Raw genomic sequence first — 25,039 nt, forward strand, 5'->3', positions numbered from 1 at the left:
AAAAAAAAACCATTCTCCAGGAGAAGAATGGCCATGGTTGCTTAAATGCTAATTGTATTAAATCCGCTGTCCACATGTATCATTTCACCTGTGATAGCACTGGAAAGGTCACTCATCAAGAATAAAGCAGTGTTTCCCACGTCCTCCGGGGTTACTGTTCTTCTTAACGGCGAACGCTCTTCGATTTGTTTTAGTACACTATTGAAATCAGAAATGCCCTTTGCTGCCAGAGTTCGAATCGGTCCAGCGGAGATTGCGTTAACTCGGATACCATCTTTTCCGACATCGTTCGCAAGATATTTAACGCTCGCATCAAGGGAAGCTTTCGCAACACCCATAACATTATAGTTTTGGACAACCCTTTCTCCGCCAAGATATGTCATGGTTACAATACTTCCGCCCTCAGTCATCAATGGCCTTGCAGCTTTTGTTACTGCCGTAAGAGAATAAGAACTGATGTTATGGGCAAGCAAAAAGCCTTCTCTGCTCGTATTAAGATATTCCCCTTTTAGTTCGTCCGTATTAGCAAATGCAATACAATGAGCAAGACCATGAATAACGCCAACTTCCTCTTTGATTGTTGCGAAAGTTTTCTCGATCTCTTCATCGTCTGTTATGTCACATGGCAAAATAATGCTATCGTCACGATCAAGCGTATCTGCAAGCTGGCGAACATTCTTCTCAAGGCGGTCACCGGCATATGTAAAAATCAAACGAGCGCCAGCATTGCTTAACGCCTGTGCGATCCCCCATGCGATACTTCTCTTATTGGCGACTCCCATCACAACGTATGTACGATTATCTAATGACAGATTCATTTGTAATCCTCCTTTGTATATTCAGTATTATGGTTTGTTATTAGTACCTTGTCATAAAAACAGTATAACATGAACGTTCCTGCCCTGTCAGGCTTATTTTCACCCTTTGCTTGTTTCAATATTTTTCACTTCATAACCGCAGTTAGGGCAGTGATAAATAACATTCTGGTTCGACTGTGCAGTGAGCACTTCCTCAATATTGTGTGCGTTGTTGCAGACCGGGCAAACGACAACTGGAAGACTTATTTTTTCCATATTGAACCACTCCTCAAAGCTTTTTTATAGCATTTGTCGAAAACAGGTTACTATTCATTCGAATAAGGTACGGAATAGTAGATAGAAAGAACAATATCGAGATAGTACCTGGAATAATATTAAAGGAGGATAGGAGGTATCATATGAAAACAATCGTGATTGATCCCGGCCATGGAGGCAGCGACTCTGGAGCAACATACAGGGGATATGATGAAAAAGACTTCAACTTAAAAATCGCTTTAGAGGTAAGAGACTTTTTACAGGTGAACTATGAAGCGAACATTCTGATGACACGGACGAAGGATAGAGCTGTACCGCTCGATGGCCGGACTGACTTCGCTAACTCTAATAATGCTGACTTTTTCATCTCTATCCATAACAATGCAGCAGGAGGAAGCGGATTCGAAAGTTTCATTTTTAATGGAAAAGTTCCCCGGCAAACGAAAAGAAATCAGGATATCATCCATCAGAATCTCGCCACTGATACCCTTACCAAATATAACGTAAAAGATCGCGGGCAGAAACGGGCGAACTTTCATGTTTTAAGAGAAACAGAAATGAGTGCTTTACTGCTAGAAGTATTGTTTATAGATGATGAAGAAAATTTGGCAGTGCTAAATAACCAGGCCTTTATTGAAGATGCTGCCAGAGCGATTGCAAGCGGAACTGCACTTGCTCTTGAATTGCCAGAAAAACAGGTTTCAGAAAGGCTATATAAAGTAAACGCAGGATCGTTTCGAAATAAACCAAATGCAGAAAAAAGAGCACAATTCCTTAACTCAAAGGGGATTCAGCCTACCATCGTTTCTGCTGATGTTTCTGGCACACTATATTACCGAATACAGGCAGGAGCTTTTTCGATTAAAGAAAAAGCAGAAAAGCGTGTAACGGAATTAAAAAAGGCAGGAATCTCAGATGCATTCATCATTACAGAGGATAAGGAGCTGTCCGCTCCCCCTGAATCGATCAAGAAAATCACTATTTTAGGTGAGACCTGTCTAAGCGCCTGGCAGATGGATGCTTTTTCAAGAAGTATAAATCCCGAATCGCCGCTCCTGGGATACTACTATAAAAAGTTCGGGAAAGAATACGGAATCCGTGCAGATATTGCTTATGCCCAGGCTATCCTTGAAACGAATTATTTCAGGTTCACCGGACTCGTTCAAAAAGGACAAAATAACTACGCCGGCATCGGAGCAACAGGTCCCGGAAATCCAGGTGCGTCCTTCCAGTCACCTGAAGAAGGCGTTCTTGCACACATCCAGCATCTGTTTGCCTACGCTTCAACAGAAGGACTTCCTTACGAATATCCTCTTGTCGATCCCAGGTTCACTCTGGTAAAACAGGGCAGCGCCCTTACCTGGACTGACCTAAACGGAAAGTGGGCAGTTCCAGGAACCTCATACGGGCAAAATATCCTGGATGTCTATAGACGAATGCTTTCCTTTACGATCGGAGACCTAAAGGAACAACGATAGGATTTAGAGCGTGTTATGAATGAGATTTAAAGAAGACACACCGGCACGCATTTAGGGGAGGACGGAAGCGTAATCGCGCTCGAACATTCTCCCCTGCAAAAAATGATTCATTACTATACGGAAAAAAGCGTCCGAGCCCGGACGCTTTTCCTAATAAAAACTCAATAAGCCGCGAAGTTCATCGACACTTTCTTTGCTGCCTGTAACGATTAATCTATCACCAAGCTTCAATTCGGTATCTCCATGTGGAACGATGGAATCCTTTCCTCTAAAAATACGCACGATAATGGAATCACCTAGATATGGGAAGTTCCTCAAGTGAACCCCATCATATTCGGCATTATGCACATTTATCTGGTAAAGGGCATTTTCTTGCTTTGTAAAAATGTTTACGACACTTGGCGATTCGATAAGTGCTTTCAGGATTGCTTTAGTGGAGAAGAAAGTAGAAAATACATCGATATTGCGTTCTCTCAGGGTTTCTGATAGATGCGGCACTTCTACTCTCGCAATCACTCTTTCTGTTCCGTATTCTTTTGCAAACAGCGCAATGTCCGCATTTGTTTCGTCATCACCTGTCGTAATCACAAGAATATCTGCATCGAATACTTCCTTCTCTTTAAGTGAGTCAATCTGATAATTTCGTAATTCCTCTACTGCAAAACATGAATTTTGTTTTTCTTCATCTACCTTTTCCTGTTTTGTGTGATAAAGATATGTTCGGTACAAGTTGGGATCCAGTTCCAGTGATAAAGGAAGCGTCATCTGGTTTGCACCGATAATCGCAAGCTTCTTTGCCTGCTCCCCTTCCTTCAGTTTCGGGAAAATCTTTTTAAACAGCACAGGAGCGATGATGCAGCTAATAATCGCTACAAGGATTAACGCCGAAGAAAACTGGTTATCGATAATCTCCATCCGCTCACCGATCTTTGCTGCTGCAATTACAAGGGAAAGGGTTGAAGTCAATAATAATCCGGAACCTAAAACAGTTTTCCAATCATACCATTTTCTTAACACAACAATGGGCAAAAGTTTTGAAGCGAATAATCCGATCAGCAATAAAGGGATTAGCATAATAACCTTTGGGTCCTGAAAAAGAGACCATATTTCGAGTTCCACACCGACCATTACGAAAAAGATCGGAATTAAAAAGCCATATCCAAATGAATCCAGCTTTTGGACCATATCCGGATTCGGAGAAAGCAGCGACACGAGAGCACCTGCCAAAAAGGCTCCAAGTATATTTTCCGCTCCCACCGTCTCTGATAAACCGACCAGTACGATGATAAGCGTAAACACTGCCCTTGTATCGATCTGAATGGTTCCTTTTGACAATGTTTCGATAAAGGTCATATGGCGGAAGTACGCCCCAAGGAAATACAGAAGGATACCGCCTCCAAAGAGTATTAACAGAAGCCACATATTTCCTTGCCCAGCTGAATAAAACGATACGAATACCGCCAGAAGGATCATTGTAGCAAGATCTGCTATTACTGCAATCAGTAATATCGTTTGCCCGATCGCACTCTTAGAAACATTTGCCTCCTTTAATGTCGGCACGACTATTCCAAGAGAAATTGTGGAAATAATCAAAGTCATGAAAAACGCGTTATCCGTAAAATTCATCCAAACCAGCAAAAGGGAAAGAATGTAGGATACAGCAAACACTAACGCAAAGATAACCAAAGAAACTAACAAACGATTAGGCTCTCTCTTTCCATTCGGAAGCTTAGCCTTTTTTTGCTTGCTCGCAAAAACTGAAAAGTCAATTTCTAATCCACTCAGGAACATTAAAAAAATAAATCCGAAGGTGGACAAAATCTCAAGCCAGGCATCCGGCTCCACAATATTCAAACCGCTCTTCCCAATGATAATCCCTGCTATAATTTCAGCTACTACAACCGGAAGAATGTTTAGCTTTAAACGGTGCAGTAAAATGGGAATAATGAATGCTACTAGAATAACAATTAGCAAAGATGTAACTGAAGCGCTGTGTTCCATATATTACCTCCTCTATCAAGATTACAGAAGGGCATCAGATTAAAGTAAATAGCTCATGAATACTGTTGCCATGCCAAAATAAATCAGAATACTTATCATGTCATTTATTGTAGTTATAAATGGTCCTGACGCAACAGCAGGGTCAATGTTTAATTTATGCATGAACAAAGGAACTAATGCTCCTGCCAGTGTTGCAACAATCAATGTACACAAAAGTGAAAAGCCAACCAACATACCAAGAAAGATGGAACCCTGCCATAAATAAACGACTAGACATACAACTACTCCGCAAACCAATCCTATGATGAGGCCGGTCCCTGCTTCTCTTGCAACTAAATTCATTTTCTTTGAATCGTTATAGTCTCCTGTAGCAATACCCCTAACAACAACTGCAAGTGCCTGGGTTCCTGTATTACCGGCCATTCCGGCAATCAATGGTATAAAAACTGCGAGAATAGCGACTTTATCAAGCGTGTCTTCGAACCGGCCGATCAGGCTCGCTGTCATCATGCCAAGAAAAAGCAATATAATCAGCCAGGGCAGCCTCTTCCTGGCCGCAGAAAAGGGTCCGCGGTCTGAAGTTCTATCATCACTGATACCCGCTAGCCTGGAATAGTCTTCGGACGCCTCTTCATCGATAACATCCACGATATCATCGACAGTAATAATTCCTAGTAAATGGTTTTGAAAATCGACTACTGGCAGTGCAAGCAAATCATAATCTTTCATAATTCTTGCAGCATTTTCCTGATCTTCACCAACTGAAACAGACACGACTCGTTCGTTCATTATTTCTTCAATAACAGTATCTTCATCAGCAATGATTATATCCCTTAATGATATAACACCTGCAAGGCGTTTTTGGTGGTCAACTACAAAAATATAATAAATGGTTTCAGCATCCGGTGCTTCCTGCCTTAAAATTTGCATCGCCCGTTTCACCGTTTGATGCGCTCGTATCGCAACGAACTCAGTTGTCATTATCGATCCGGCAGTTTTCTCTTCGTAATGCAAAAGTTCCTTTATTTCTTTTGCCGCATCGTCATCCATAATCGTTAAATAGCTGGCTATTTGTTCTGCTTCGAGCTCATTTAAAACGTCGACCGCATCATCGGCATACATTTCTGCAAGCATTTGTGCTGCATAACGCGGCTCCATTTCTGAAATAAATGTTTCCTGTTCCTCTATCTCAAAATTCTCAAAGATCTCGGCCATTTCTGTTGGTGAAAGGTATGTATATACTCTAAGTCTAACTTCACTTTCCACCGTCAAGAAAAACTGGGCTTGATCATAAGGGTGTATATCAAGGAAAAGTTCCCTGAAGTCCTCTATTTGCTCATTTTCTAATGGCTTAATAAGATCGTCGTATAATTTCTGTTGTTCTTGCTCAGGATGTGACATGGGCACACCTCCTAGAAAACTGGTGAAAAAACCTTCAGTGTATAAGATTCAAATTGTAGAACCCGTTAAAAATAATGTTAAGAAAAACCATTTGGTTTTTTCGAATTTATAAATTTAAAATACTTCATTATAGTAGTAGTTAAAATGTTAGTTTGTCAAAGGAAATTATTCCTTTCTTTAAAAGAAAGTGTTTGGTGATTGCAATGTTAATTCCCTTTTTTCCCTTTTTTTATGCCCGCCGCGTTGCACACTTTCTTTCGTTAGATACTTTCCAATTGTGGAAAAGATAAATAGAAGATAATTTAACCAATCTATTATAGAGGTGAATTCCAATGTGTTTCGATATCATCGGTGACATCCACGGATGTTATAGGGAATTTGAACAGTTAACAAAAAAGAAAGGATACAGCTGGGAACATGGCGTACCTATTCATCCGGAAGGAAGACGGCTTGTATTTTTAGGAGATTTAACAGATCGGGGGCCTGCATCTCTGTCTGTTGTGAAATCGGTATACAGGCTTGTAGAATTATCAAAAGCTTACTATACGCCAGGAAACCATTGTGACAAACTGTATCGCTTTCTAATCGGAAGAAATGTGCAGGTCACACACGGCCTGGAAACAACAGTCGCAGAATTGGAGCAGTTAGACCCCGAAACAAGGGGGAGCATCTCACAAATATTTAAATCACTATATGAAAACGCCCCTCTATATTTAACACTTGATGAGGGGAACCTTATTACGGCACATGCAGGCATTAGACAAGATTACATCGGCCAAAAGAATAAGAAGGTAAAAACATTTGTTTTATACGGCGATATTACCGGCGAAAAAAATCCTGACGGCTCTCCAGTAAGACTGGACTGGGCGCAAAAATATGACGGGAAGCCACTCATCGTATACGGTCATACCCCGGTAAGAACGCCGAGAAAAGTAAAAAACACAATCAATATCGATACAGGTTGCGTTTTCGGAGGATCGTTAACTGCACTTCGCTATCCTGAGATGTCTACGGTATCAGTTCCTTCCTCTTTGCCTTTTGTCCCTGAAAAATTTAAATCATTCGATTGAGTCGAAGTTTTTATCGATCAAATTGCTCATATCTTCAGGAAAAGAAGCCTTGAATGTCATTTTCTCTCCTGTAAAAGGATGAAAAAATGAAATTTTATAGCTATGTAACGCCTGTCTTTTGATTTTGTCCATTTTTCCGCCGTACAAGTCATCCCCTACTAATGGATGATGTATAGAAGAAAGGTGAACTCTAATCTGATGTGTCCGGCCGGTTTCAAGCCATAAAGACAAGTAAGAACAATCCTTTGCCCTTTTTATGACTTCATAATTAGTTGCCGCTCTCTGGCCATCTTCTCTTACACACCGCTCGATGATACTGTTTTCTTTTCTTCCGATCGGTCGGTCTATCCTCCCCGTGCTCTCGTTCATATAGCCGTGCACAACCGCCCTGTATAAACGATTGATTTCCTGTTTTTTCTGTTGCCTTGCCAGCAGGTCATGGGCGTATCTATGCTTGGCAATTAAAACGATTCCTGACGTATCCCGGTCGAGCCTGTTCACAACATGGATCGTTCGGTCAATCTTTTTCGTTTTATAATAATAAAGCACTCCCTGTGCAAGTGATGTTTTGGAATGCCTTGAAGGAATGGTTGGCAAATACGGCGGCTTGTTCAGCAACAGGATATGCTCATCTTCATAGATAATGGAGAGGCCTTGTTCCACAGCCTTCATTGATCCACTGGCGGACTCTGCAGGGAAGATAACAGTCACGCTGTCTCCTTCGGCTAAAACCTCTCTTACTGTTACAGCTTTATTGTTAACGAGGAGGGCGCCACCTGAAAATTTAATGTCAGTGAGTGCACTTCGAGAAACTTGTTTTTCACGGATCAAGAAATCCCTTAATACCATCCCGGAATGGTTAGAATCAATCGTCCAATGTATGCTGAATCTTTCCATTTACTTTATCCTTTCTAATAGTCAGTTCTGCTGCCTTTTCCATAAAACAGAAGCAGGCCGGAGTCTTAATGATCAACCTTCTCCTGCGCTGCTTCTAAAAAATCCTTCTTTTTATTCATCGTTTACAAATGACTCTTTGACTCGCTTCCAAAAAGGAAAGGGCCTGAAACGTGCAAATCGGATCTTTTCTTCTGCAACCCGGCATTGGATGGACTTCACCTTTTTTTGCAGTAAAAATAAATGGTCGATCGTAATGTTAAAATCAACATCATTGACCGGCTTGAGCAAGCAGGTATGGTGCTGTGGCAGAACAAGCGGCGAGCCGACTGTACGGAACACGCGATTATTGATCGAAGCCATCTCAGAAAGCTGAATTGAAGGCAGGGCAGGATGAATAATCGCCCCTCCGAGCGCCTTATTATAAGCAGTACTTCCTGATGGAGTAGAAATACATAGTCCATCTCCCCTGAACGTTTCAAAGAGATCGCCTTTAATTTCCACATTCATGACAAGTGACCCTTCTACACTTTTAACAGTACACTCATTAAGAGCAAGGTATCGATTTTCCTTAGAATCATCAAGATATCTCACCGTCACTTCTAAAAGAGGGTATTCAACGATTTGGAAAGGTGTGCGAGCGATGTGTATCACAAGCTTTTCCACTTCATCAGGCACCCAGTCCGCATAAAAACCCAGATGGCCGGTATGAACGCCAACAAAAGCTGTCTGGTCTAATCGATCGATATAATGGTGAAAAGCATGGAGCAATGTTCCGTCTCCACCAACTGAAATAACGATATCAGGCTCTCCTTCATCGTATTCAAGGTTAAAATCAACAAGATAGTTTTTTATCCTGTGTTGAAGTCTATTGGAAATCTTATCTCCCTTTGACATAATAGAAAACTTCATCGGCAACACCCTTGTTTTCTTATTTCGATACTCGGCTATTTTTCTTCCTTCTTTTGGAAAACCTTTTGTGCTTCTCTTATTTCATCCCTGATTTCAGACATTTCTTCATCAAGCCTTGAGGCAGCTTCAGCGGCACGCTGCAGACGCTTTTGAATATTGATCGGTATTTTTTTATTGTATTTGTAGTTAAGGGAATGCTCAATCGTTGCCCAGAAGTTCATGGCCAGTGTCCTTATTTGGATCTCGACATGCACTTGCTTTTCTCCTTCAATCGTCTGAACAGGATACTTCACAACGACATGATAAGAACGGTACCCGCTTTCTTTTTGCCTTGTTACATAGTCTCTCTCTTCTATTATTTCTATATCGTTCCTCTTTCTGATAAGTTCAATAACCCTGTTAATATCCTCGACGAACTGGCACATAACTCGAATTCCAGCTAGATCATGCATCTCTTCCTCGAGGTTCTTCATTGAGATCCTTTTTCTCTTCATCTTATCCAGTATACTTCTGATCGGCTTTACCCTTCCGGTGACAAATTCAATAGGCGAATGATGGTCCGCCTGTTCGTATTCATCCCTTACTCCTTTAAACTTTATCTTAAGCTCTTCAACAGCCTGTTTATACGGCGTTAAGAACACTTCCCAATCCATGCAACCACCACCAGCTAGAAATTCAACATTACCGGTGCCTAAGCAGAAGCGAAGAACACTTCTTCTACTGCAGACACGAGGTCAACTCCGTAATTTGCATTCCCATTAATATTCTCAATCAAGTATTCCATTTCCTCTTTTAATTGGATAAGTTCCTTTTTGTTGTTCTCGTTATCGAGTATGTATACTTTCTTGTCATTCTTTATCATCATATTTAGCATCGGCCAGGTATCCTTTTGGAAACCAAAATACGTATACCCTTCTTCCCCGTCGAATAAATAAATGAAAGCCATATTATCTGAATCGACGAGCACCCTTTCTGCTGGTTCAAGATTCTTTATCGATAAAGCATTATCATCTATTTTAAACGAAGCTTCACTTTCCTGGTCTTCAAAGAATGTCACATTATATCTGTTAGCCATAATAAATTCTCCCTTCTATAAAACATCATCATTAGTTTATCATAATCCATACTCCCTTTTCATGATTTGTACATTTCTGTTAACTGTGGCATAATTTCCATTAGCCTGCGGAGAGGAGATAGTCTCATGGGACAAGAGTTGGAAATTGAATTTAAAAACTTACTAACGAGGGAAGAGTACAAAAAACTCCTTTTATCTTATTCGGTTACAGATAACGAAATAATCGAACAGCATAACCTTTACTTCGACACCCCGGATTTTCTGCTGAAGGCAGCCGGGTCTGCGTTACGTGTAAGGGTGAAAAACGAAAAAAACACATTAACATTAAAACAACCGCATAAAGAAGCCTTGCTTGAAACCCATCAGAATATTACCGATGACGAACTGGAAAATATTAAAAACGGCAAAACGTTTCCAACTGGAGAAGTTTACAAAGCGTTAAAAGCACTTTCGGTCGATCCCAACCGGGTTACTTTTTTAGGGACTTTAACAACTTTCCGATTTGAAAAACAGCTTTCGAACGGACTTCTCGTCCTTGACCGAAGTTGTTACCTTGGCACCGAGGATTACGAATTGGAATTCGAAGTAACAGATCTGGAAGCAGGAAAAACTGCTTTTTACTATTTTCTTAAACAGAATCAGATACCGGAGAGAAAAACACCTAACAAAATCCGCCGTTTTTTTGACTATAAACAAAAGCTGAATGGAGAACAATAGCTTAGAGGCTATTGTTTTTTTGTTTTATCTACTGTCCGATATTTTGCTCTCTGAATCCGATTATTTGCCTCCTTTCGTTACGGCTTGCTAAAATAAACTTGTAAAATGTTTGTTGGTTAAAGGAGAATTACGATGAATCAAACTCCATACGAAGCAATCGGCGGCGATGAGACGATAAAAAAGCTTGTAGCCGCATTTTATAAAAGGGTCGCAAAACATCCTGACTTAATCCCGATTTTCCCGGATGATTTGACAGAAACACAAAGAAAGCAACATCAATTTCTTTCACAGTTTCTCGGCGGGCCTACCCTATACTCAGATGAAGACGGGCACCCTATGTTAAGAGCTCGCCATTTGCCTTTTGAAATTACACCTGGCAGGGCGAATGCATGGTTGTCCTGCATGGATGAAGCAATGGATGAGATCGGGCTTGAAAATCCTATGCGCGATCAAATATTCAGCAGGCTTACGTTTACTGCACATCACATGGTCAACACAGACAAACTGGATTAGAAAGGAGAATCATATTGACTTTTTATGATGCTGGGTCCGGCAGCGATCCTGGATTTGAAAACATACATCAATGCGAATCTGAATGTGCCACCTCCTCCCAGCGGATTTCTAAACCAATTGAGATATACTCTTTTGTAGATCCTTTATGTCCAGAGTGCTGGGGATTAGAGCCTATCATTAAAAAACTTCAAATAGAATACGGAGATTATTTTACGATACGACACTTAATCGGCGGTAATTTGGCTACCTTGAATTCATATAGAAAAAAGAAAAAAGGGATTAACAACCATAAAGACATGGCAAAAAAATGGGAGCAAACTGCTAACCGGTCTGGAATGTCTTGTGATGGGGATCTCTGGTTTGAGGATCCTATCAGCACGCCTTATGGAGCATCGATCGCAGTCAAGGCTGCAGAACTGCAGGGAAAAAGAGCCGGTTCGCGTTTCTTGCGGAAATTAAGGGAAGTGGTCTTCTTACAGAAACAAAATATCACAAAAGAAGAAGTGCTTCTTCATTGTGCTGAAGACTCAGGCCTTGACCTGCATGAGTTTCAAAAAGATCTTCATTCCCAGGGAGCAATAAAAGCCTTTCAGTGTGATATGAAAATCACATATGAAATGGAAGTAGATGAACTACCGACATTAGTGTTTTTTAATGAAAACATAGATGAAGAAGGCATTAAAGTAACCGGAATGTATAACTATGACGTCTATGTCAATATTCTAAGGGAAATGCTAAAAGTTGATCCGACACCAGATGCTCCACCTCCCCTTGAAGATTTCTTGAAAAAGTATAAATTTGTAGCAACACAGGAAGTAGCGGTCGTTTACGGCATTTCTTCCAGTTTAGCAGAATCAAAAATGAAAGCTTTATCCCTTAAACAGGTAGTGGAAAGAATACCGGTAAAATACGGTACTTTCTGGAGATACATTGGTGATTAATTCAGGACGGCGTTCAGCTGTCCTGATTTTTTCTTATACATAACGTAACACCAAACCAATAAAATATATTAGGAGGGAGAAAGATGAATAAGTACTTATTGTTGCTATGTTTTATACTTGTGTTGATCAGCTTTGTATTCTTCGTTCTTTCAGTTATGAAGTTTACGCCTCTTGTTCTCGGAATCGTGTTCCTGTTTCTCTCAATATTGCTTACAGTGAATACTCTAAACGAACGGAATCGCTTCAGGGGATTCGGAAAGTAACTTTTTGGAACAATTAAAAAGAGGCTGGTACAAAAGTATTTTATCCAAAAGAAAATCCGAACTATGATTCAAAATTCTTTCATAAGAATTTGAATTAGTTCGGATTTTTCTTTCGGCGTTTTCGTATTTTTTTTGTTTTTGCACTAAATAGGTAAACTGCGACATATGCTACGTAAGTTACTGCTGACCAGCTTTTTCATTTGGTCTAGTCGTTAAACAAAAGTTGTTCCATTTCTGTTAGAATCGATTCAAAGACTTTCAGAGCATCTTCGATCGGTTGAGGTGACGCCATATCTACCCCCGCCTTTTTCAGCACTTCGATCGGATAGTCAGAGCTTCCCGCTTTTAAGAAATTAATATAACGTTCAACTGCCGGCTCACCCTCTTCCAGGATTTGTTTTGAAAGCGAAGCCGCTGCACTAAAACCGGTTGCATACTGGTAAACATAATAATTGTAATAGAAATGAGGAATTCTTGACCATTCTAATCCTATTTCTTCATCAATTATAAGATCATCACCGAAGTATTTAACATTTAAATCATAATATAGCTTTGTTAGAAGTTCAGGGGTAAGGGCTTCTCCGTTTCTTGCACGTTCATGGATCTCATGCTCAAATTCTGCAAACATTGTCTGGCGGAACACTGTTCCCCTGAAGCCTTCAAGATAGTGATTCAATAAATATAGCTTTTTCTTCTTATCCTCTGTTTCATTTAAAAGGTAGTGATTCAAAAGCGACTCATTGCATGTTGATGCAACTTCAGCCACGAAAATAGAATAATTTGCATAAGGATAAGGCTGGGTTTCGCGAGTATAGTAACTGTGTACAGAATGCCCGAACTCGTGGGCAAGGGTAAATAAATTGTTCACATTGTCCTGCCAGTTCATTAAGATGTATGGCATTGTGCCGTAAGTTCCGGAAGAATACGCACCGCTTCTCTTCCCTGCGTTTTCCTGAACATCCACCCATCGGTTTTCGAAGCCTTCCTCCAAAATATTAAGGTATTCTTTTCCAAGCGGGTCAAGCCCTTTTAGAATCAATTCTTTGGCTTCATTATAGCTTATATCCATCTTTACATCTTTCACTAAAGGGGTATAGAGATCATACATATGAAGTTCATCAAGTCCGAGCGCTTTTTTTCTAAGTCTAACGTATCGGTGCAGCAAACCAAGATTATCGTTAACTGTTTTCACAAGGTTATCATAGACTTCCTCAGGAATATTGTTATTGTCGAGTGCAGCCTGTCTTGCAGAATCATAATGACGAACATTAGCATAAAAGTTATCTCTTTTTACTGTTCCGCTAAGCGTACTGGCAAACGTATTTTTAAATTTGCCGTACGTATTGTATACTGCTTTAAAGGCATCTTTACGTACTCTTCTATCACTGCTTTCCAGAAAACGAATATACCTGCCGTGTGTAACTTCCGTTTCTTCACCGTTTTCATCTTTTATGGAAGGAAACTTAAGATCAGCGTTATTAAGCATTCCAAACGTATTGCTTGAACTGTTCGTAACATCACTCACACCCGCGAGAAGGGCTTCTTCTTCTTTAGAAAGTACATGCGGCCGCTGGCGATTAATTTCATCCAACGCCTGTTTATATAATTCGAGATCTTTGTTTTCATTTAAATATGTTTGGATGGTTTCTTCCGGTATACTTAATATCTCTGGCACCACAAAAGCAAGTTGGCTGCTAACTTGAGTAGCAAGATTTGCAGCACGATCATTCAAACCCTGGTAGTACGAGTTTGTTGTATCCTGATCATACCTCATGTGTGCGTATGTATATAATTTTCCAAGTTTCATTGTGATTTTATCCTGCCTCTTCAACGCCTCAAAGAGCGTTTCAGCAGACTCTCCAAGCTTGCCTTTGTACTTTTCCATTTCAGGCAGCAGTTCTTTTACATTTTTAAACTCTTCTTCCCATTTTTCATCCGTTTCATAAATCGCTTCTAAATTCCACCTATCCTCTGCTGCTACTTCTTCCCTTTGAGGAAGTTTTTTTACTTTTTGTTCCTCAGACATTACGACACCTCCATTAAAATCTTTCAATGATAAGCCTGATGGCTCCTCTCATTATCTTACCATGTTAGCCAAATTATTCTAAATCATTTAACTCTTACATGTTTTCTCTTTTCCATTTCATTTTCCTTTTGATTTTAAAAAATTCATTTTTTAGAATACAGAAAGTCCAGGACTTCCCGGTCACAGGCAAACGCTTTTTCAAGGGACGATGGAAGTTTTGCTTTTTCTCTTCGTTTGAATGTTAACCCGTCGACCTGCTCCAGTAAACCCAGTCTGGATAATTTAATTAAATAATCCGCTATTGAAAAGGAGTAATGTGTCTCTTTCAAGAATTTAAGGTTTCTAATTTTAATAATCTTTTTTGCCCGCAATATCTTCATTTCTTCGTATATGTCCCGGAATGAAAACACTTCGTCTCTTCCGTAAGAAGGGATCAACTTTAACAGAATCCAGCTTTGCCATAAATAACCTGGAGTTTCAAACCAATAATCAAATTTAGTTGGTATGCCTGCCTCACAGGGATATAAAGAAACCGGCATACCAAGCTCGTAAAATCTTTTATGAAAAAAGGAAGAGTTAGTAAAGGGAAATTGTTTTCCAAGCCGCCATTTTCTTTTAACAGCAAGCCAATCTTCATAAGGGAACTGTTGTGGTAAGGATGGGTTTATCAAAGTAGAGAGGCGTAAAGAAACATTTTTCTCAAATATAACCGAAGCAAACACAGAGGAAGGAGAAATAGTATGGATATCATAAACAAAAGCCAGCTGTTGAGAAATTGGGCAATAGTAAGTTAAGTAAATCATTTCTGGTTCTTTCATCCTTGCGGTCAAAAAATCCATAGGTGTTAAGGAAAAAACAGAAAAGCTTTTCCTTTTCAACCTATTGCCGCCAAGTATCCAGACAGGCCTAATTCCTTTGCTAATATAAGAAATTGTTCTTCTAGAAAGTGAATCGTGTGGGATTGTGGAACATTGAAACTCCAGTGCGATGGGGGATAAAGAAGAAGTGACGAGGAGATCAGGACGTTGCTTGATCGACTTTAGATATGGCTCAATGGAGACAGTGGCATGATTCCTAAATATAGACTCAAAAAGTTGTTTTTTACCCTTGATGTGATAATCTGACTCCGGTTCTGTTTCTATTTCACATGCCATTCTTTCATGTGCAAAATGCCAGGCTTTCCTGGTACCAAGCTTAAGTCTCACAGGTTCCTTACAGGCAGGGCAGCTGAACGATTCTTTTACCCTGAGAGTCAACAACTCCTGTTTTTCCCATGGATCAAGCAGGGAAATGATTTCATTGTTCTTTCGCATAGCAGTAAGCATTGCACCACCCTCTCTTTTTAATAAAACTATTATACAACAAAAAAAGCAGCATCGCGCTGCTTTTATATCCATTCATTTACAATAAAGGGGATAACAATCGAGATGTAGACTCCACAACTCTTGCAAGAATGGGCCTTTTGTTAAAATGAACAAATTCAATCGGCTTCGAATGGTCTAAGTCGTTTAAGAAATCTTTGACCAACTTAGTAGTACTATTCGTTTTAAAAAGAAATGTATTCACTTCAAAATTCAAGTGGAAGCTTCTCATGTCCATGTTGGAAGTCCCTATAGAAGCCAATTCATTGTCCACAATGATAACTTTGCTATGCAAAAAGCCTTCTTTGTATTCATAAACCTTTACTCCAGCATCAAGCAACTCGGGAAAATAGGAACGTGAAGCATAAAAAACGATTCGCTTGTCAGGCCTGTCGGGTACAATGATTCGGACATCGATACCGCTTAATGCTGCTACCTTTAATGCACTTAAAATATCTTCATCCGGAATAAAATACGGAGAAGTGATATAGATTGATTTCTTGGCAGAAACGATCATCGAGAAAAATAAATTTTTAATCGTTTCCCAGTGCTGGTCCGGCCCCCCCGCTATCATTTGCACGCCACCTGTATCACTGAGCACTTCAAGGTCTGGTGACAAATAATCCTGGTCGAGGAGTGCCTGGTCAGTCATATAGTACCAATCCCTAAGAAAAATCAACTGCAGGCTCCTTACTGCTTCCCCTTTCAGTAAGAGATGCGTGTCTCTCCAGAGGCCAAAGTATTTGTTTCTGCCAAGATATTCATCTCCAATATTTAGTCCTCCCGAAAAACCAATGGTTCCATCGATGACGATGATTTTCCGATGATTACGGAAGTTAATTTTATTATTCAGGAACGGCAGCCTTACCGGAGAAAATGAAATCATTTGGACTCCAGCAGCAAGCAACTCTGATATATAGGTTTTTGAAAGCTTCCAGCTGCCTACTGAGTCGTAAAGAAAACGAACTTCTACTCCTTCTTTTGCCTTTCTGATCAACACTTCTTTAATCTGTTCTCCAATTTCATCGCTTCTAACTATGTAGTATTCCAGGTGAATATGATGGGTAGCCTGTTCGAGGGCTTTCAGTATTTCATCAAAAGTTTCCTTGCCATTTGTCAAAACCTCTGTCGCTGTCGCAAAGGAAATAGGGCTTTTCCCCAGATTATGTGCAAGCCTGAACAGTAACTTTTGGTGGTCTCCCATCTTTTCGAGTTCATTTTCATTCAATGTCCTATTGCCTTCAATTCTCATAAAAGCCTGTTCGTCCAGTTCAGCCTTTTTCTGAAAAAGCTTTTTCTTACGATAATCCTGTCCAAAAACAATATAGAAAACAAAACCAACGACAGGAAAGACCGCCAGGACGATCAGCCAGGTAATAGTTTTTGATGGATGCCTGTTCTCCAGAAAAATAACGATCCCAATAAAAAATGCTGACAAGGAAAAAAGGATACTTATCACCCCAAGCAGCCAGTTCTCCCAATACTGCTCTGTAAAATAGAGTGCCAATGCTACAAACAATACAAAAACAATAATCTGAATTCGCTTAAACATTTTTCTGTTCTCCTTACTAAACGGTTCACACTTCTGTTCCCATCATATCATAACGTTATGAATCTTTCCTTTACAGAAAACAAAAGAGCCGATTTTCACAAAATAGAAAATCGGCTCATATTTATAGCATTGGGAAATGATTTTTAAGCTGTTCCAGTGCGTTTTCCGAGAGAATTTCCTTTCCGTATTCCTGTACTCGATGCAGGGTCACTTCAGCATCATAGCCAAATTCAAGCAGTTGGCTAAGTTGATCTTCTTGTTCTTCCTCAGTACTTTCTTCACCAAAAACGACGTGAAGATAATATCGGCCTTCAAAGTGGTAAAGTTCTGATGCTGCATCAAATGGTGTATACTGATGGCTTAATGCGATGACATCTTCGAAATCATGGAAGCCGATCATGAATGATAACGGGCTGTTTGTTGTCTCGTCGTTAAGATCAGAATCCTCATCTTGAGCAAACTTTTGATCAAGCAGCTTTTCGATATTTTCATCGACCGGTAGATCAATTTGCTTTTCATCTGAAATTGGAAGCTCTAATTTTGATCCGTCTTTTGACATCTGTGCACGAGTTACAACAATTTCCAGCCCTTTTTCTAGCGCTTGAACCTGAATCCATAACGGTCCTTCAAGCGGGAACTGCTCCTCTTGATGCGCTTCATCCATGATTTCCCAGAAAAGTTCTTCTCCTCTTTCCCGGTCATACCAGATTTCTTCTCTATCAAAGCCGCGATTTTCGATGTCTCTATATGTTATAAAAAATTTTAACGTGAATTCATTTACTCGTTCTATTTCCATAAACCCTTCTCTCCCCTCCTGTTTATTTGTAACCGGAAGGCATCTCCCTTGTTCTATAATATCTTACTATTACTCATTCCCCAAATAAAATGGTTTCAATCATTATATCTTGTACTTTCATTCTATGATAAAACACGCAAGAATGGAAATAAAAAAACGTTGATTTTTAAAATGGGTGTTTATCATAACATTATGCAGAAAACAAAATATTATCCTAAAATCATCTCATATTCATCGTTCTCAAACATACTTATAATACAGGCTTATGGGCATGTACCCCAATGACACTAACTTGCTAATCAAGAATGGGAAGGAGATTTCTCACTTGCTCGATCTAGAATGGTTAACTTCAGTCATGCTTATTATTGGAATTGACCTTGTCCTTGGCGGAGATAATGCGATCGTCATCGCTCTCGCCAGTAGAAAATTGCCAGATCGCCAGCGAAACAAAGCGATTTTCCTCGGAACACTGTTAGCTGTTTTTATTCGAGTTTCTCTGACTATGATTGCCGTTCATTTGCTTCAGCTTCCCTATCTGCTGATCCTTGGTGGACTCCTTCTGATCTGGATCGCTTATAACCTACTGGTGGAAGAAAAAGAAACAGAAACGATTCATGCATCAAGATCGTTATTAGGAGCAATCCGTACCATTGTTGTGGCAGACTTAGTGATGGGTCTTGATAACGTACTTGCCATCGCCGGTGCGGCCAACGGGGATATAACCCTTATCATTATAGGCTTGCTCATATCTGTTCCGATCATTATTTGGGGAAGTAAATTAATACTTCTTGCGATGGAACAGTTTCCTGCTCTCATTTACATAGGTGCAGGGATCCTCTCCCTTACGGCTGGTAAAATGATCACCAGTGCAGAAGAATTGACCCTTATATTAATCCAGTTTCCAGCACTTGAAAACGGAATCCAGTTTGCAATTATCACAGGAGTTATACTTGCTGGTTGGACAACGAACCGGTTACGTTCGAGCAACGCAAATTCGTAAAGAAAATTAAAAACTTCTACAGAGAACCCTCTGTAGAAGTTTTTTTAGTTTACTAAACGCTGAGCTTCCTGCAATTGGAACGTCCGTACTTTACGAGGAAGGAAACGTCGAATTTCATCTTCGTTATATCCTACTTGCAACCGTTTTTCATCTAAAATGATCGGTCTTCTAAGCAATCCAGGATGCTCACTGATTAATTCGAACAAATCCTGCAAAGACATTGTATCCAGATTTAAGTTCAATTGCTGGAAAGTCTTTGAACGGGTTGATATAATTTCATCTGTTCCATCCTCTGTCATTCTAAGAATCTCTTTTACTTCTTCGATTGATAATGGTTCAGAAAAGATATTTCTTTCTGTAAATGGAATATCGTGCTCAACTAACCATGCTTTTGCTTTTCGGCAAGACGTACAGCTGGGAGAAGTATACAACGTTACCATAAGGAAGGGCTCCTTTCATTTATATAAAACTGTTATGTCTAAATTAGAAAAATTCTTATCTCACAATCCATATTATACTACAATTCCTATAATATAGATAGGGTATATCAAAAATTATATGTAAGTTATACAATAGTGATACACCACTTCAATAAACTAGTCCTTATTTTAAATACCCGCATTCCTTACCGATAAACCTCTTTTTTGAAAAAGTTTAACGAATTCTTCTTTTTTTGTGCTACATGATACTTTTCGAATGTGAAAGAATAAATATGAGGTGAAAGAATGAAAAAGATAGTCATCGTGTTAATGGTTGCTTTTCTTCTATACGGCTGTTCAACGAAAGAAATTACGACGAAAGATACTTCCCAACAAGCTATACCTGTGAAAACGGTTAAAGTGCATTCAAAAAATATAAATGATTACCTTGAATTAGCCGGACAAGCTATGCCAAGTGTCGCTATTCCTCTAATGGCTCCGAATCCCCTTGAGGTTAAGCAAGTAAATGTTTCAGTCGGCGATAAAGTCAATAAAGGCGATGTTCTCATCGTATTGGACAACCAGCTCGCAAAGGAAAACGTTATCCAAATGGAAAAAGCGGTTAATCAGCTGGAATCAGCTGTTGCGGACACAAAAAAAGCAATGGACGCTTCAAAAAAGAATGCGGAACAGTTAAAAGCCCTTCAAGCAGACCTGGACCAATCTCTTGAAAATTCACAAGGAATGCTCTCCAATATAAAAACCGAAGAGCTTGAATCACTCGATGTATTAAAACAAAGCCTTGAACTAGCGATTAAGCAGGCCCAACTTTCTCAAGCAGCATCGAAAATGCCACAGGTCGGATCTTCTAGTGTCATTCAACTGGAAAATCAACTTGCTGAATCTAAGCTAAAACTAAAACAAGCACGGGAATCGCTTAAGGCAACTACTGTCGTAGCCCCTATAAGCGGGACAATCTCCCAGATGAATGTCGAAGAGAACGGAACCGCTGTTCCTGGTTCCCCTCTAGGAATGGTTGTACAGATGGACCCGGTAGTTGCTGCATTTCAAGTAAATAGTTTTGAAATCTCGAAGATCAATGAAGGCATGGAAATTGAAATAAGTTTTGGCGGAATGGACGCAATATACAAAAGTAAAATCACAAGTGTGCCTCCTACAACCACACAACAAACAAGCACCTACTTGATCGAAATTCCAGTTGAAAATAAGGAACTTAAGATCAAGGGAGGCATGAAGGCCAATGGCATTGTATCTATCGATACGATCAACAACGCAAAGATTGTGCCAGAAGAATCTGTTCTATACGAGGACGAGCAGGCTTTTGTGTTTGTAAACGAGAATGGAACTGCAGTTAAGAAAAAAATTGAAACCGGAGTGCATAGTGGTGCAGATATACAGGTAACGAGCGGGTTAAGTCTGAACGACCAGGTAGTTACCCAGGGTAAAGACCGCCTATCCGATAATGCGAAAATTTCAGTGAAAGAGTGATTACAGCATGAACATCGCTAAGCTATCCGTTTTTAGGCCGATTGCCATGTCGATGGTAATTATTTTCTTGTTAATAATCGGCTCAGTATCATTAAGGAACTTACCGGTTGACCTCTTCCCGGATTTAACGTTTCCCGTTGCAGCAGTAACGGTGAACTATGAAGGAGCTGGCCCGGAGGAAGTAGAGAAACTCCTCTCTTCCCCTATCGAAAATGTCATGGGAACACTTCCAAACGTTGAAAGTGTTTCTTCCATATCCAGAAACGGTGGCGCACTTGTTTTAGTTTCTTTTAAATGGGGCACCGATATGGATTTTTCCGCGTTAAAGATGAGGGAAAAGATTGACGCCGTACGGAGCGCTTTGCCTAAAGAAGTGCCTGCCCCCAAGGTTCTTCGCTTTAATCCAAGTGATATTCCAGTCATGCAAATGGGAGTTACAAGTGACAGCGAGAACCTTTTTGAAATAAAAAACATCGTTGAAAACCAGATCAAACCAGCACTTGATTCTGTTCCTGGCGTGGCGGCTGTCACGATTGAAGGAAAAGCGGAAAAGGAAATCCTTTTGACTGCCGATCCTGATTACCTGAGCCAGTTTGGCATCACTTTGTCACAGTTGGATCAAATCATAGGCACTGAAAACTTCAATCTGCCAACAGGCTCGATCGAAGATAAAAACAAAAATCTCCCTACCAGGGTTGTTGGCGAATTTAAATCGATAGAAGATATCAAATCCCTTCCTGTTCCTACAGAACAGGGAGTGTATAGACTTGATGATCTTGTCCAAATCAAAGAAACAACGAAAGAATCTTCGCAACTAAGTTATTTAAACGGAGAACCAAGCATCGGATTTTCTATTCAAAAACAATCAGGTGCTAATACAGTAAAGGTTGTCCATGATATTAATAAAAAACTTGCTGAACTCGAAAAACAACTTCCAGAAAGTTCAAAAGTTAGTGTTATTTTTGATCAAGCGAAATTTATTAATCAATCTATTCGTGCTGTAGTTTGGAATATGATAATCGGAAGCCTTCTCGCAGCACTTATTTTATATCTCTTTTTAAGGAATATTAGATCTACATTGATTGTTGGATTGTCTATTCCCATTTCGATTGTAACTGCTTTTATTTTAATGTATTTTAGCGGCCAAACGTTGAACCTGCTTACGTTAGGAGGGCTGGCACTCGGTGTAGGAATGATGGTGGACAATTCCATCGTTATTCTCGAAAACATCTTTCGCCTGAGGCAGGAAGGGCTTCCTCTTAAAGAAGCTGCCGTGAAAGGGACGAGTGAAGTAGGTGGTGCGATCATTGCCTCAACGTTGACTACAGTGGTAGTTTTTCTTCCGATCATATTTGTACAGGGTCTTGCAGCACAGTTATTTAAGCCTCTCGCGCTAGCTGTAACATTTTCATTGCTTGCTTCTCTATTTACAGCACTGATCATTGTTCCTTTATTATCTTCCCAATTTATGAAAGGGAATGCAAAAAAATCTTTGTTTCAGCTAAAGTTCGAAAGTTTAAACGAATTTTACGGAAAATGGCTGGATAGAGCATTGCGTTCTCCTAAAAAGACGGCGATTGGAACGGTTGCCTTGCTGGTTATCTCACTTGCAGGAATACCTTTCATCGGAACAGAGTTTTTGCCTGCACAGGATCAGAGTTTTGTTAATATCACTGCAAAGCTCCCGCCAGGCAGTTCACTGGATGCAACTTATAAAATGTCAGAAGATATCAATAAAGTTATAGACAAGGTTCCCGAGGTTAAATTATCTTACTTGACCGTTGGAGGCACAGATAACTTTACTGTTGCTGCCGGTACTCAAACAAACAGGGCAACGTATAGCATTTTGCTTGTACCTATTGACGAACGTTCAAAATCAGACTTAGAGGTTGCCGAAAATATTCGAAAACAACTTAAGTCCATTCCAAATGCAGATATATCAGTTTCCGCAAGTGACTCAGGCTTTTCGGAAGATCCTGTGGTCATCAATATCATCGGTTCTGATTTACCGGTTCTAAAAAATTTATCTGAGGAAGTTATCGGTATTATTTCTGATGTGAAAGGTGTACGGGAACCTACTTCAAGCCTTGATACTAATAATCCAGAAGTAGAGATTCTTGTAAATCGAGAAAAAGCTTCTAACTATGGAATCGGTACTGCGCAAATTGCCTCGGTGATTGGCCAGGCAACAAGAGGAACGGTTTCTAGCCAGCTTTCAAGAGATGGAGAAAGAATTGATATTCATTTAAAGGTTGAGGAAAAGTATTCACGGTCAGTCGATGCACTCGGTCAAATTCTAATCCAAGCCCCAACTGGTGAAAAAATACCTCTTGAATCGGTTGCTGATATAAAAAGGGGCCAGGGCCCAAGTGAAATCACTCGGAAAGACCGACTCCGGCAGGTGGAAGTTTCCGCTTCTATTCTGAATAGGGATCTTGGAAATGTAATCGAAGATATTCGCTCTGATATAAAGAATAAAATTAGTCTTCCCCAGGGATATAAAATTACGTTTGGTGGACAGAATGAACAGATGAACGATGCCTTCTTCAAATTGTCCGGCGCTTTAGCATTAGCGATCGTTTTAGTGTATATGGTGATGGCTGCACAGTTTGAATCTTTCTTCTATCCGTTTATCATCATGTTTTCTGTTCCTTTAACTGTCATTGGCATTATTGTTGGACTTCTTGTCACCTTCCAGCCTCTTGGAGTAGGTTCCCTTGTTGGTATGCTGATATTAACAGGAATAGTAGTCAATAATGCAATTGTACTCGTCGACTATATAAATCATCTAAAAAAGAGTGGTATGGAAACAAGGGATGCGATATTGCTGGCTGGACCAACCCGATTGCGTCCGATCTTAATGACTGCATTAACGACGATCCTTGGGTTGATCCCCCTCTCATTCGGCTTTGGAGAGGGTACGGAAATCCAACAGCCGATGGCGATCGTCATTGTCTTCGGACTCACATTTGCAACATTTATTACCCTAATTTTTATTCCCGTCATTTATTATCTTTTCGACAGGAGAAAAGAGAGGAAAAAAGAACAGATTTCTGGATAATTCGTCTTATTTATGCAAAAAAGGAAAGCCTCCACTGGGCTTTCCTTTTTTTCTATGCTGAAGTTTTTGCATTTGATGCAGGTTCTTTTCCGGATTTTGATTTCCAATTTTTCAAGTTCTTTTTCAACAAGTCTTTCAGCAGTTCACGTTTCTTCTTGCGCTTTTTGTCACGATTCTTCATTTGAAAGACACCTCTTTTTTAAAGAACTTCCATAGCTGAAAAGTACTTACTCTTCTACAGGTTCTTTGTCCTCTTTCTTTTCACTTTCAAGAACAAGAACATCATCCACTGGCAAATACGATTTACCGTATAGCTCTTTGTCTTTGTACGTATGAAATTCCTCATACGTATGTTTCATCGCTTCAAACACTTCTTCTTCACTCATATCATTTGGGGCCCAGTAAAGGATCTCCATTTCATTAACTTCATTGGTAGCTAGTGAACGGCGGCGATATCCGATGGACTTTGCATGATGGAATCCTTCGCGCTTATAAAAACGCTGTCTTTTTTCAGTGTCTGTATCCTCGTAATCGACAGGTTCCACTTCCAAGATAACCGGCTTATTCTTGCTTTTTAATTTTTCGATCAACTTTCTTCCAATTCCCTGGCCTCTAGCTTTGTTGGAAACGAAAATATAATCTACAAAGACAAAGTCAGGCAGCTCCACGTACATCAATACATGATTTGGACCTTCATCCTTATGATAGACGTCTCCTTTTTCTTCAAGTAGTAGTTCCATGTGTTCTTTAGATTTCATTTCTTCGATTGGAAAATATTGCTTTAGCTTTTCGTACCAGTTCATTGATCTACTCCTTTTATTTATTTACATTTTTATTATAACATATTAAGAAAATTCTGCAGATGGCGATTAGCCCATGCCAAATATTACTTTTCCCCACTTCTATTTTCTTTAAACATTCATTACAATAAACATAACAACAGTTAAGGATGGTGTAACTATGGCTTCCTTTCTAAC

The 25,039-nt window shown here is 39.9% G+C and carries 24 protein-coding genes; 9 read left to right on the plus strand and 15 right to left on the minus strand.

Annotated features, from left to right (window positions below):
• Positions 1 to 41: 41 nt before the first annotated feature.
• Both fabI and FCL54_RS23905 read right to left on the minus strand, forming a co-directional pair.
• Entirely contained in the window at positions 42 to 818 is a 777-nt protein-coding gene (gene fabI / locus FCL54_RS08175) for an enoyl-ACP reductase FabI (protein ID WP_138125203.1), read from the minus strand.
• 99 nt (positions 819 to 917) lie between these two features.
• On the minus strand, positions 918 to 1,073 hold the full coding sequence (locus FCL54_RS23905; RefSeq protein ID WP_171016741.1) for a hypothetical protein: 156 nt from the start codon (positions 1,071 to 1,073) through the stop codon (positions 918 to 920).
• Positions 1,074 to 1,216: 143 nt separating this feature from the next.
• On the opposite strand from FCL54_RS23905, the gene FCL54_RS08180 reads away from it, so the two are divergent.
• Complete coding sequence (locus tag FCL54_RS08180) at positions 1,217 to 2,551, plus strand: N-acetylmuramoyl-L-alanine amidase (RefSeq protein ID WP_138125205.1); 1,335 nt, start codon at positions 1,217 to 1,219, stop codon at positions 2,549 to 2,551.
• 150 nt (positions 2,552 to 2,701) lie between these two features.
• On the opposite strand, the gene FCL54_RS08185 is transcribed toward FCL54_RS08180, so the two are convergent.
• Positions 2,702 to 4,552 (minus strand): monovalent cation:proton antiporter family protein, encoded by a 1,851-nt coding sequence (locus FCL54_RS08185; protein WP_138125207.1) that lies wholly within the window; start codon positions 4,550 to 4,552, stop codon positions 2,702 to 2,704.
• 39 nt (positions 4,553 to 4,591) lie between these two features.
• Positions 4,592 to 5,953 carry a magnesium transporter gene (gene mgtE / locus FCL54_RS08190; RefSeq protein WP_138125209.1) on the minus strand — a complete coding sequence of 454 codons (1,362 nt, stop codon included), beginning with the start codon at positions 5,951 to 5,953 and terminating at the stop codon, positions 4,592 to 4,594.
• A 332-nt stretch (positions 5,954 to 6,285) separates the two neighbouring features.
• Between mgtE and prpE the strand changes: the two genes are divergently transcribed.
• Positions 6,286 to 7,023, plus strand: a complete 738-nt coding sequence (prpE, locus tag FCL54_RS08195; protein ID WP_138125211.1) for a bis(5'-nucleosyl)-tetraphosphatase PrpE — start codon at positions 6,286 to 6,288, stop codon at positions 7,021 to 7,023.
• On the opposite strand, the gene FCL54_RS08200 is transcribed toward prpE, so the two are convergent.
• The 4 genes from FCL54_RS08200 to FCL54_RS08215 all read right to left on the minus strand — a co-directional run bounded on the left by FCL54_RS08200 (position 7,012) and on the right by FCL54_RS08215 (position 9,904).
• The gene (locus FCL54_RS08200; protein WP_138125213.1) at positions 7,012 to 7,920 is read right to left on the minus strand and encodes an RluA family pseudouridine synthase; all 909 of its coding nucleotides are present in this window, start codon (positions 7,918 to 7,920) and stop codon (positions 7,012 to 7,014) included. The two genes, prpE and FCL54_RS08200, sit on opposite strands and share 12 nt — an antisense overlap.
• Before the next feature lie 111 nt (positions 7,921 to 8,031).
• Entirely contained in the window at positions 8,032 to 8,829 is a 798-nt protein-coding gene (locus FCL54_RS08205; protein ID WP_138125215.1) for an NAD kinase, read from the minus strand.
• 35 nt (positions 8,830 to 8,864) lie between these two features.
• Positions 8,865 to 9,482 (minus strand): GTP diphosphokinase, encoded by a 618-nt coding sequence (gene yjbM, locus FCL54_RS08210; protein WP_138125217.1) that lies wholly within the window; start codon positions 9,480 to 9,482, stop codon positions 8,865 to 8,867.
• 38 nt (positions 9,483 to 9,520) lie between these two features.
• Complete coding sequence (locus tag FCL54_RS08215; RefSeq protein WP_138125219.1) at positions 9,521 to 9,904, minus strand: UPF0738 family protein; 384 nt, start codon at positions 9,902 to 9,904, stop codon at positions 9,521 to 9,523.
• A 126-nt stretch (positions 9,905 to 10,030) separates the two neighbouring features.
• Between FCL54_RS08215 and FCL54_RS08220 the strand changes: the two genes are divergently transcribed.
• The 4 genes from FCL54_RS08220 to FCL54_RS08235 all read left to right on the plus strand — a co-directional run bounded on the left by FCL54_RS08220 (position 10,031) and on the right by FCL54_RS08235 (position 12,338).
• A complete protein-coding gene (locus FCL54_RS08220) occupies positions 10,031 to 10,621 on the plus strand; it encodes a CYTH domain-containing protein (RefSeq protein WP_138125221.1) in 591 nt (196 codons plus the stop codon).
• Between the two features lie 132 nt (positions 10,622 to 10,753).
• Positions 10,754 to 11,134, plus strand: coding sequence for a globin domain-containing protein (locus FCL54_RS08225; RefSeq protein WP_138125223.1), 381 nt, complete (start codon positions 10,754 to 10,756; stop codon positions 11,132 to 11,134).
• Between the two features lie 62 nt (positions 11,135 to 11,196).
• Complete coding sequence (locus FCL54_RS08230) at positions 11,197 to 12,075, plus strand: ClpXP adapter SpxH family protein (protein ID WP_246055190.1); 879 nt, start codon at positions 11,197 to 11,199, stop codon at positions 12,073 to 12,075.
• An 83-nt stretch (positions 12,076 to 12,158) separates the two neighbouring features.
• Entirely contained in the window at positions 12,159 to 12,338 is a 180-nt protein-coding gene (locus tag FCL54_RS08235) for a hypothetical protein (protein WP_138125227.1), read from the plus strand.
• A 205-nt stretch (positions 12,339 to 12,543) separates the two neighbouring features.
• Here the strand turns inward: FCL54_RS08235 and pepF are convergent, their stop codons facing one another.
• From pepF to mecA, 4 genes are all read right to left on the minus strand, one after another.
• Positions 12,544 to 14,364, minus strand: a complete 1,821-nt coding sequence (pepF, locus tag FCL54_RS08240) for an oligoendopeptidase F (RefSeq protein ID WP_138125229.1) — start codon at positions 14,362 to 14,364, stop codon at positions 12,544 to 12,546.
• A 143-nt stretch (positions 14,365 to 14,507) separates the two neighbouring features.
• Positions 14,508 to 15,689 carry a competence protein CoiA gene (locus FCL54_RS08245; protein ID WP_171016742.1) on the minus strand — a complete coding sequence of 394 codons (1,182 nt, stop codon included), beginning with the start codon at positions 15,687 to 15,689 and terminating at the stop codon, positions 14,508 to 14,510.
• 76 nt (positions 15,690 to 15,765) lie between these two features.
• Positions 15,766 to 17,277 (minus strand): cardiolipin synthase, encoded by a 1,512-nt coding sequence (gene cls, locus FCL54_RS08250; RefSeq protein ID WP_138125233.1) that lies wholly within the window; start codon positions 17,275 to 17,277, stop codon positions 15,766 to 15,768.
• Positions 17,278 to 17,398: 121 nt separating this feature from the next.
• Entirely contained in the window at positions 17,399 to 18,073 is a 675-nt protein-coding gene (mecA, locus tag FCL54_RS08255; protein WP_138125235.1) for an adaptor protein MecA, read from the minus strand.
• A gap of 355 nt (positions 18,074 to 18,428) precedes the next feature.
• Between mecA and FCL54_RS08260 the strand changes: the two genes are divergently transcribed.
• On the plus strand, positions 18,429 to 19,073 hold the full coding sequence (locus FCL54_RS08260) for a TerC family protein (RefSeq protein ID WP_425467118.1): 645 nt from the start codon (positions 18,429 to 18,431) through the stop codon (positions 19,071 to 19,073).
• 44 nt (positions 19,074 to 19,117) lie between these two features.
• Here FCL54_RS08260 and spxA read toward each other — a convergent pair whose 3' ends face one another.
• Complete coding sequence (gene spxA / locus FCL54_RS08265; protein ID WP_138125239.1) at positions 19,118 to 19,513, minus strand: transcriptional regulator SpxA; 396 nt, start codon at positions 19,511 to 19,513, stop codon at positions 19,118 to 19,120.
• A 285-nt stretch (positions 19,514 to 19,798) separates the two neighbouring features.
• Here spxA and FCL54_RS08270 point away from each other — a divergent pair, with 285 nt between their 5' ends.
• Positions 19,799 to 21,001 (plus strand): efflux RND transporter periplasmic adaptor subunit, encoded by a 1,203-nt coding sequence (locus tag FCL54_RS08270; RefSeq protein WP_138125242.1) that lies wholly within the window; start codon positions 19,799 to 19,801, stop codon positions 20,999 to 21,001.
• Between the two features lie 7 nt (positions 21,002 to 21,008).
• Positions 21,009 to 24,062, plus strand: a complete 3,054-nt coding sequence (locus FCL54_RS08275; protein ID WP_138125244.1) for an efflux RND transporter permease subunit — start codon at positions 21,009 to 21,011, stop codon at positions 24,060 to 24,062.
• Between the two features lie 52 nt (positions 24,063 to 24,114).
• Here FCL54_RS08275 and FCL54_RS24575 read toward each other — a convergent pair whose 3' ends face one another.
• Positions 24,115 to 24,243 (minus strand): hypothetical protein, encoded by a 129-nt coding sequence (locus FCL54_RS24575; protein WP_281281356.1) that lies wholly within the window; start codon positions 24,241 to 24,243, stop codon positions 24,115 to 24,117.
• Positions 24,244 to 24,289: 46 nt separating this feature from the next.
• The gene (locus tag FCL54_RS08280) at positions 24,290 to 24,865 is read right to left on the minus strand and encodes a GNAT family N-acetyltransferase (RefSeq protein ID WP_138125246.1); all 576 of its coding nucleotides are present in this window, start codon (positions 24,863 to 24,865) and stop codon (positions 24,290 to 24,292) included.
• Positions 24,866 to 25,039: the final 174 nt, after the last annotated feature.

The sequence above is a fragment of the Exobacillus caeni genome (assembly GCF_005747095.1).
GTDB classification, from domain to species: Bacteria; Bacillota; Bacilli; order Bacillales; family Guptibacillaceae; genus Exobacillus; species Exobacillus caeni.

Excerpts from the sequence above, each read along its gene's own strand:
- FCL54_RS08245 (WP_171016742.1), bottom strand. The coding sequence starts at position 15,689 with ATGCTTACTGCTATGCGAAAGAACAATGAAATCATTTCCCTGCTTGAT.
- FCL54_RS08270 (WP_138125242.1), top strand. The coding sequence starts at position 19,799 with ATGAAAAAGATAGTCATCGTGTTAATGGTTGCTTTTCTTCTATACGGC.
- yjbM (WP_138125217.1), bottom strand. The coding sequence starts at position 9,482 with ATGGATTGGGAAGTGTTCTTAACGCCGTATAAACAGGCTGTTGAAGAG.
- FCL54_RS24575 (WP_281281356.1), bottom strand. The coding sequence starts at position 24,243 with ATGAAGAATCGTGACAAAAAGCGCAAGAAGAAACGTGAACTGCTGAAA.
- prpE (WP_138125211.1), top strand. The coding sequence starts at position 6,286 with ATGTGTTTCGATATCATCGGTGACATCCACGGATGTTATAGGGAATTT.
- FCL54_RS08200 (WP_138125213.1), bottom strand. The coding sequence starts at position 7,920 with ATGGAAAGATTCAGCATACATTGGACGATTGATTCTAACCATTCCGGG.
- FCL54_RS08235 (WP_138125227.1), top strand. The coding sequence starts at position 12,159 with ATGAATAAGTACTTATTGTTGCTATGTTTTATACTTGTGTTGATCAGC.
- pepF (WP_138125229.1), bottom strand. The coding sequence starts at position 14,364 with ATGTCTGAGGAACAAAAAGTAAAAAAACTTCCTCAAAGGGAAGAAGTA.
- fabI (WP_138125203.1), bottom strand. The coding sequence starts at position 818 with ATGAATCTGTCATTAGATAATCGTACATACGTTGTGATGGGAGTCGCC.
- FCL54_RS08280 (WP_138125246.1), bottom strand. The coding sequence starts at position 24,865 with ATGAACTGGTACGAAAAGCTAAAGCAATATTTTCCAATCGAAGAAATG.
- FCL54_RS08180 (WP_138125205.1), top strand. The coding sequence starts at position 1,217 with ATGAAAACAATCGTGATTGATCCCGGCCATGGAGGCAGCGACTCTGGA.
- FCL54_RS08225 (WP_138125223.1), top strand. The coding sequence starts at position 10,754 with ATGAATCAAACTCCATACGAAGCAATCGGCGGCGATGAGACGATAAAA.
- FCL54_RS08220 (WP_138125221.1), top strand. The coding sequence starts at position 10,031 with ATGGGACAAGAGTTGGAAATTGAATTTAAAAACTTACTAACGAGGGAA.
- FCL54_RS08185 (WP_138125207.1), bottom strand. The coding sequence starts at position 4,552 with ATGGAACACAGCGCTTCAGTTACATCTTTGCTAATTGTTATTCTAGTA.
- mgtE (WP_138125209.1), bottom strand. The coding sequence starts at position 5,953 with ATGTCACATCCTGAGCAAGAACAACAGAAATTATACGACGATCTTATT.
- cls (WP_138125233.1), bottom strand. The coding sequence starts at position 17,277 with ATGTTTAAGCGAATTCAGATTATTGTTTTTGTATTGTTTGTAGCATTG.
- FCL54_RS08215 (WP_138125219.1), bottom strand. The coding sequence starts at position 9,904 with ATGGCTAACAGATATAATGTGACATTCTTTGAAGACCAGGAAAGTGAA.
- FCL54_RS08205 (WP_138125215.1), bottom strand. The coding sequence starts at position 8,829 with ATGAAGTTTTCTATTATGTCAAAGGGAGATAAGATTTCCAATAGACTT.
- spxA (WP_138125239.1), bottom strand. The coding sequence starts at position 19,513 with ATGGTAACGTTGTATACTTCTCCCAGCTGTACGTCTTGCCGAAAAGCA.
- FCL54_RS08275 (WP_138125244.1), top strand. The coding sequence starts at position 21,009 with ATGAACATCGCTAAGCTATCCGTTTTTAGGCCGATTGCCATGTCGATG.
- FCL54_RS23905 (WP_171016741.1), bottom strand. The coding sequence starts at position 1,073 with ATGGAAAAAATAAGTCTTCCAGTTGTCGTTTGCCCGGTCTGCAACAAC.
- mecA (WP_138125235.1), bottom strand. The coding sequence starts at position 18,073 with ATGGAAATAGAACGAGTAAATGAATTCACGTTAAAATTTTTTATAACA.
- FCL54_RS08260 (WP_425467118.1), top strand. The coding sequence starts at position 18,429 with ATGCTTATTATTGGAATTGACCTTGTCCTTGGCGGAGATAATGCGATC.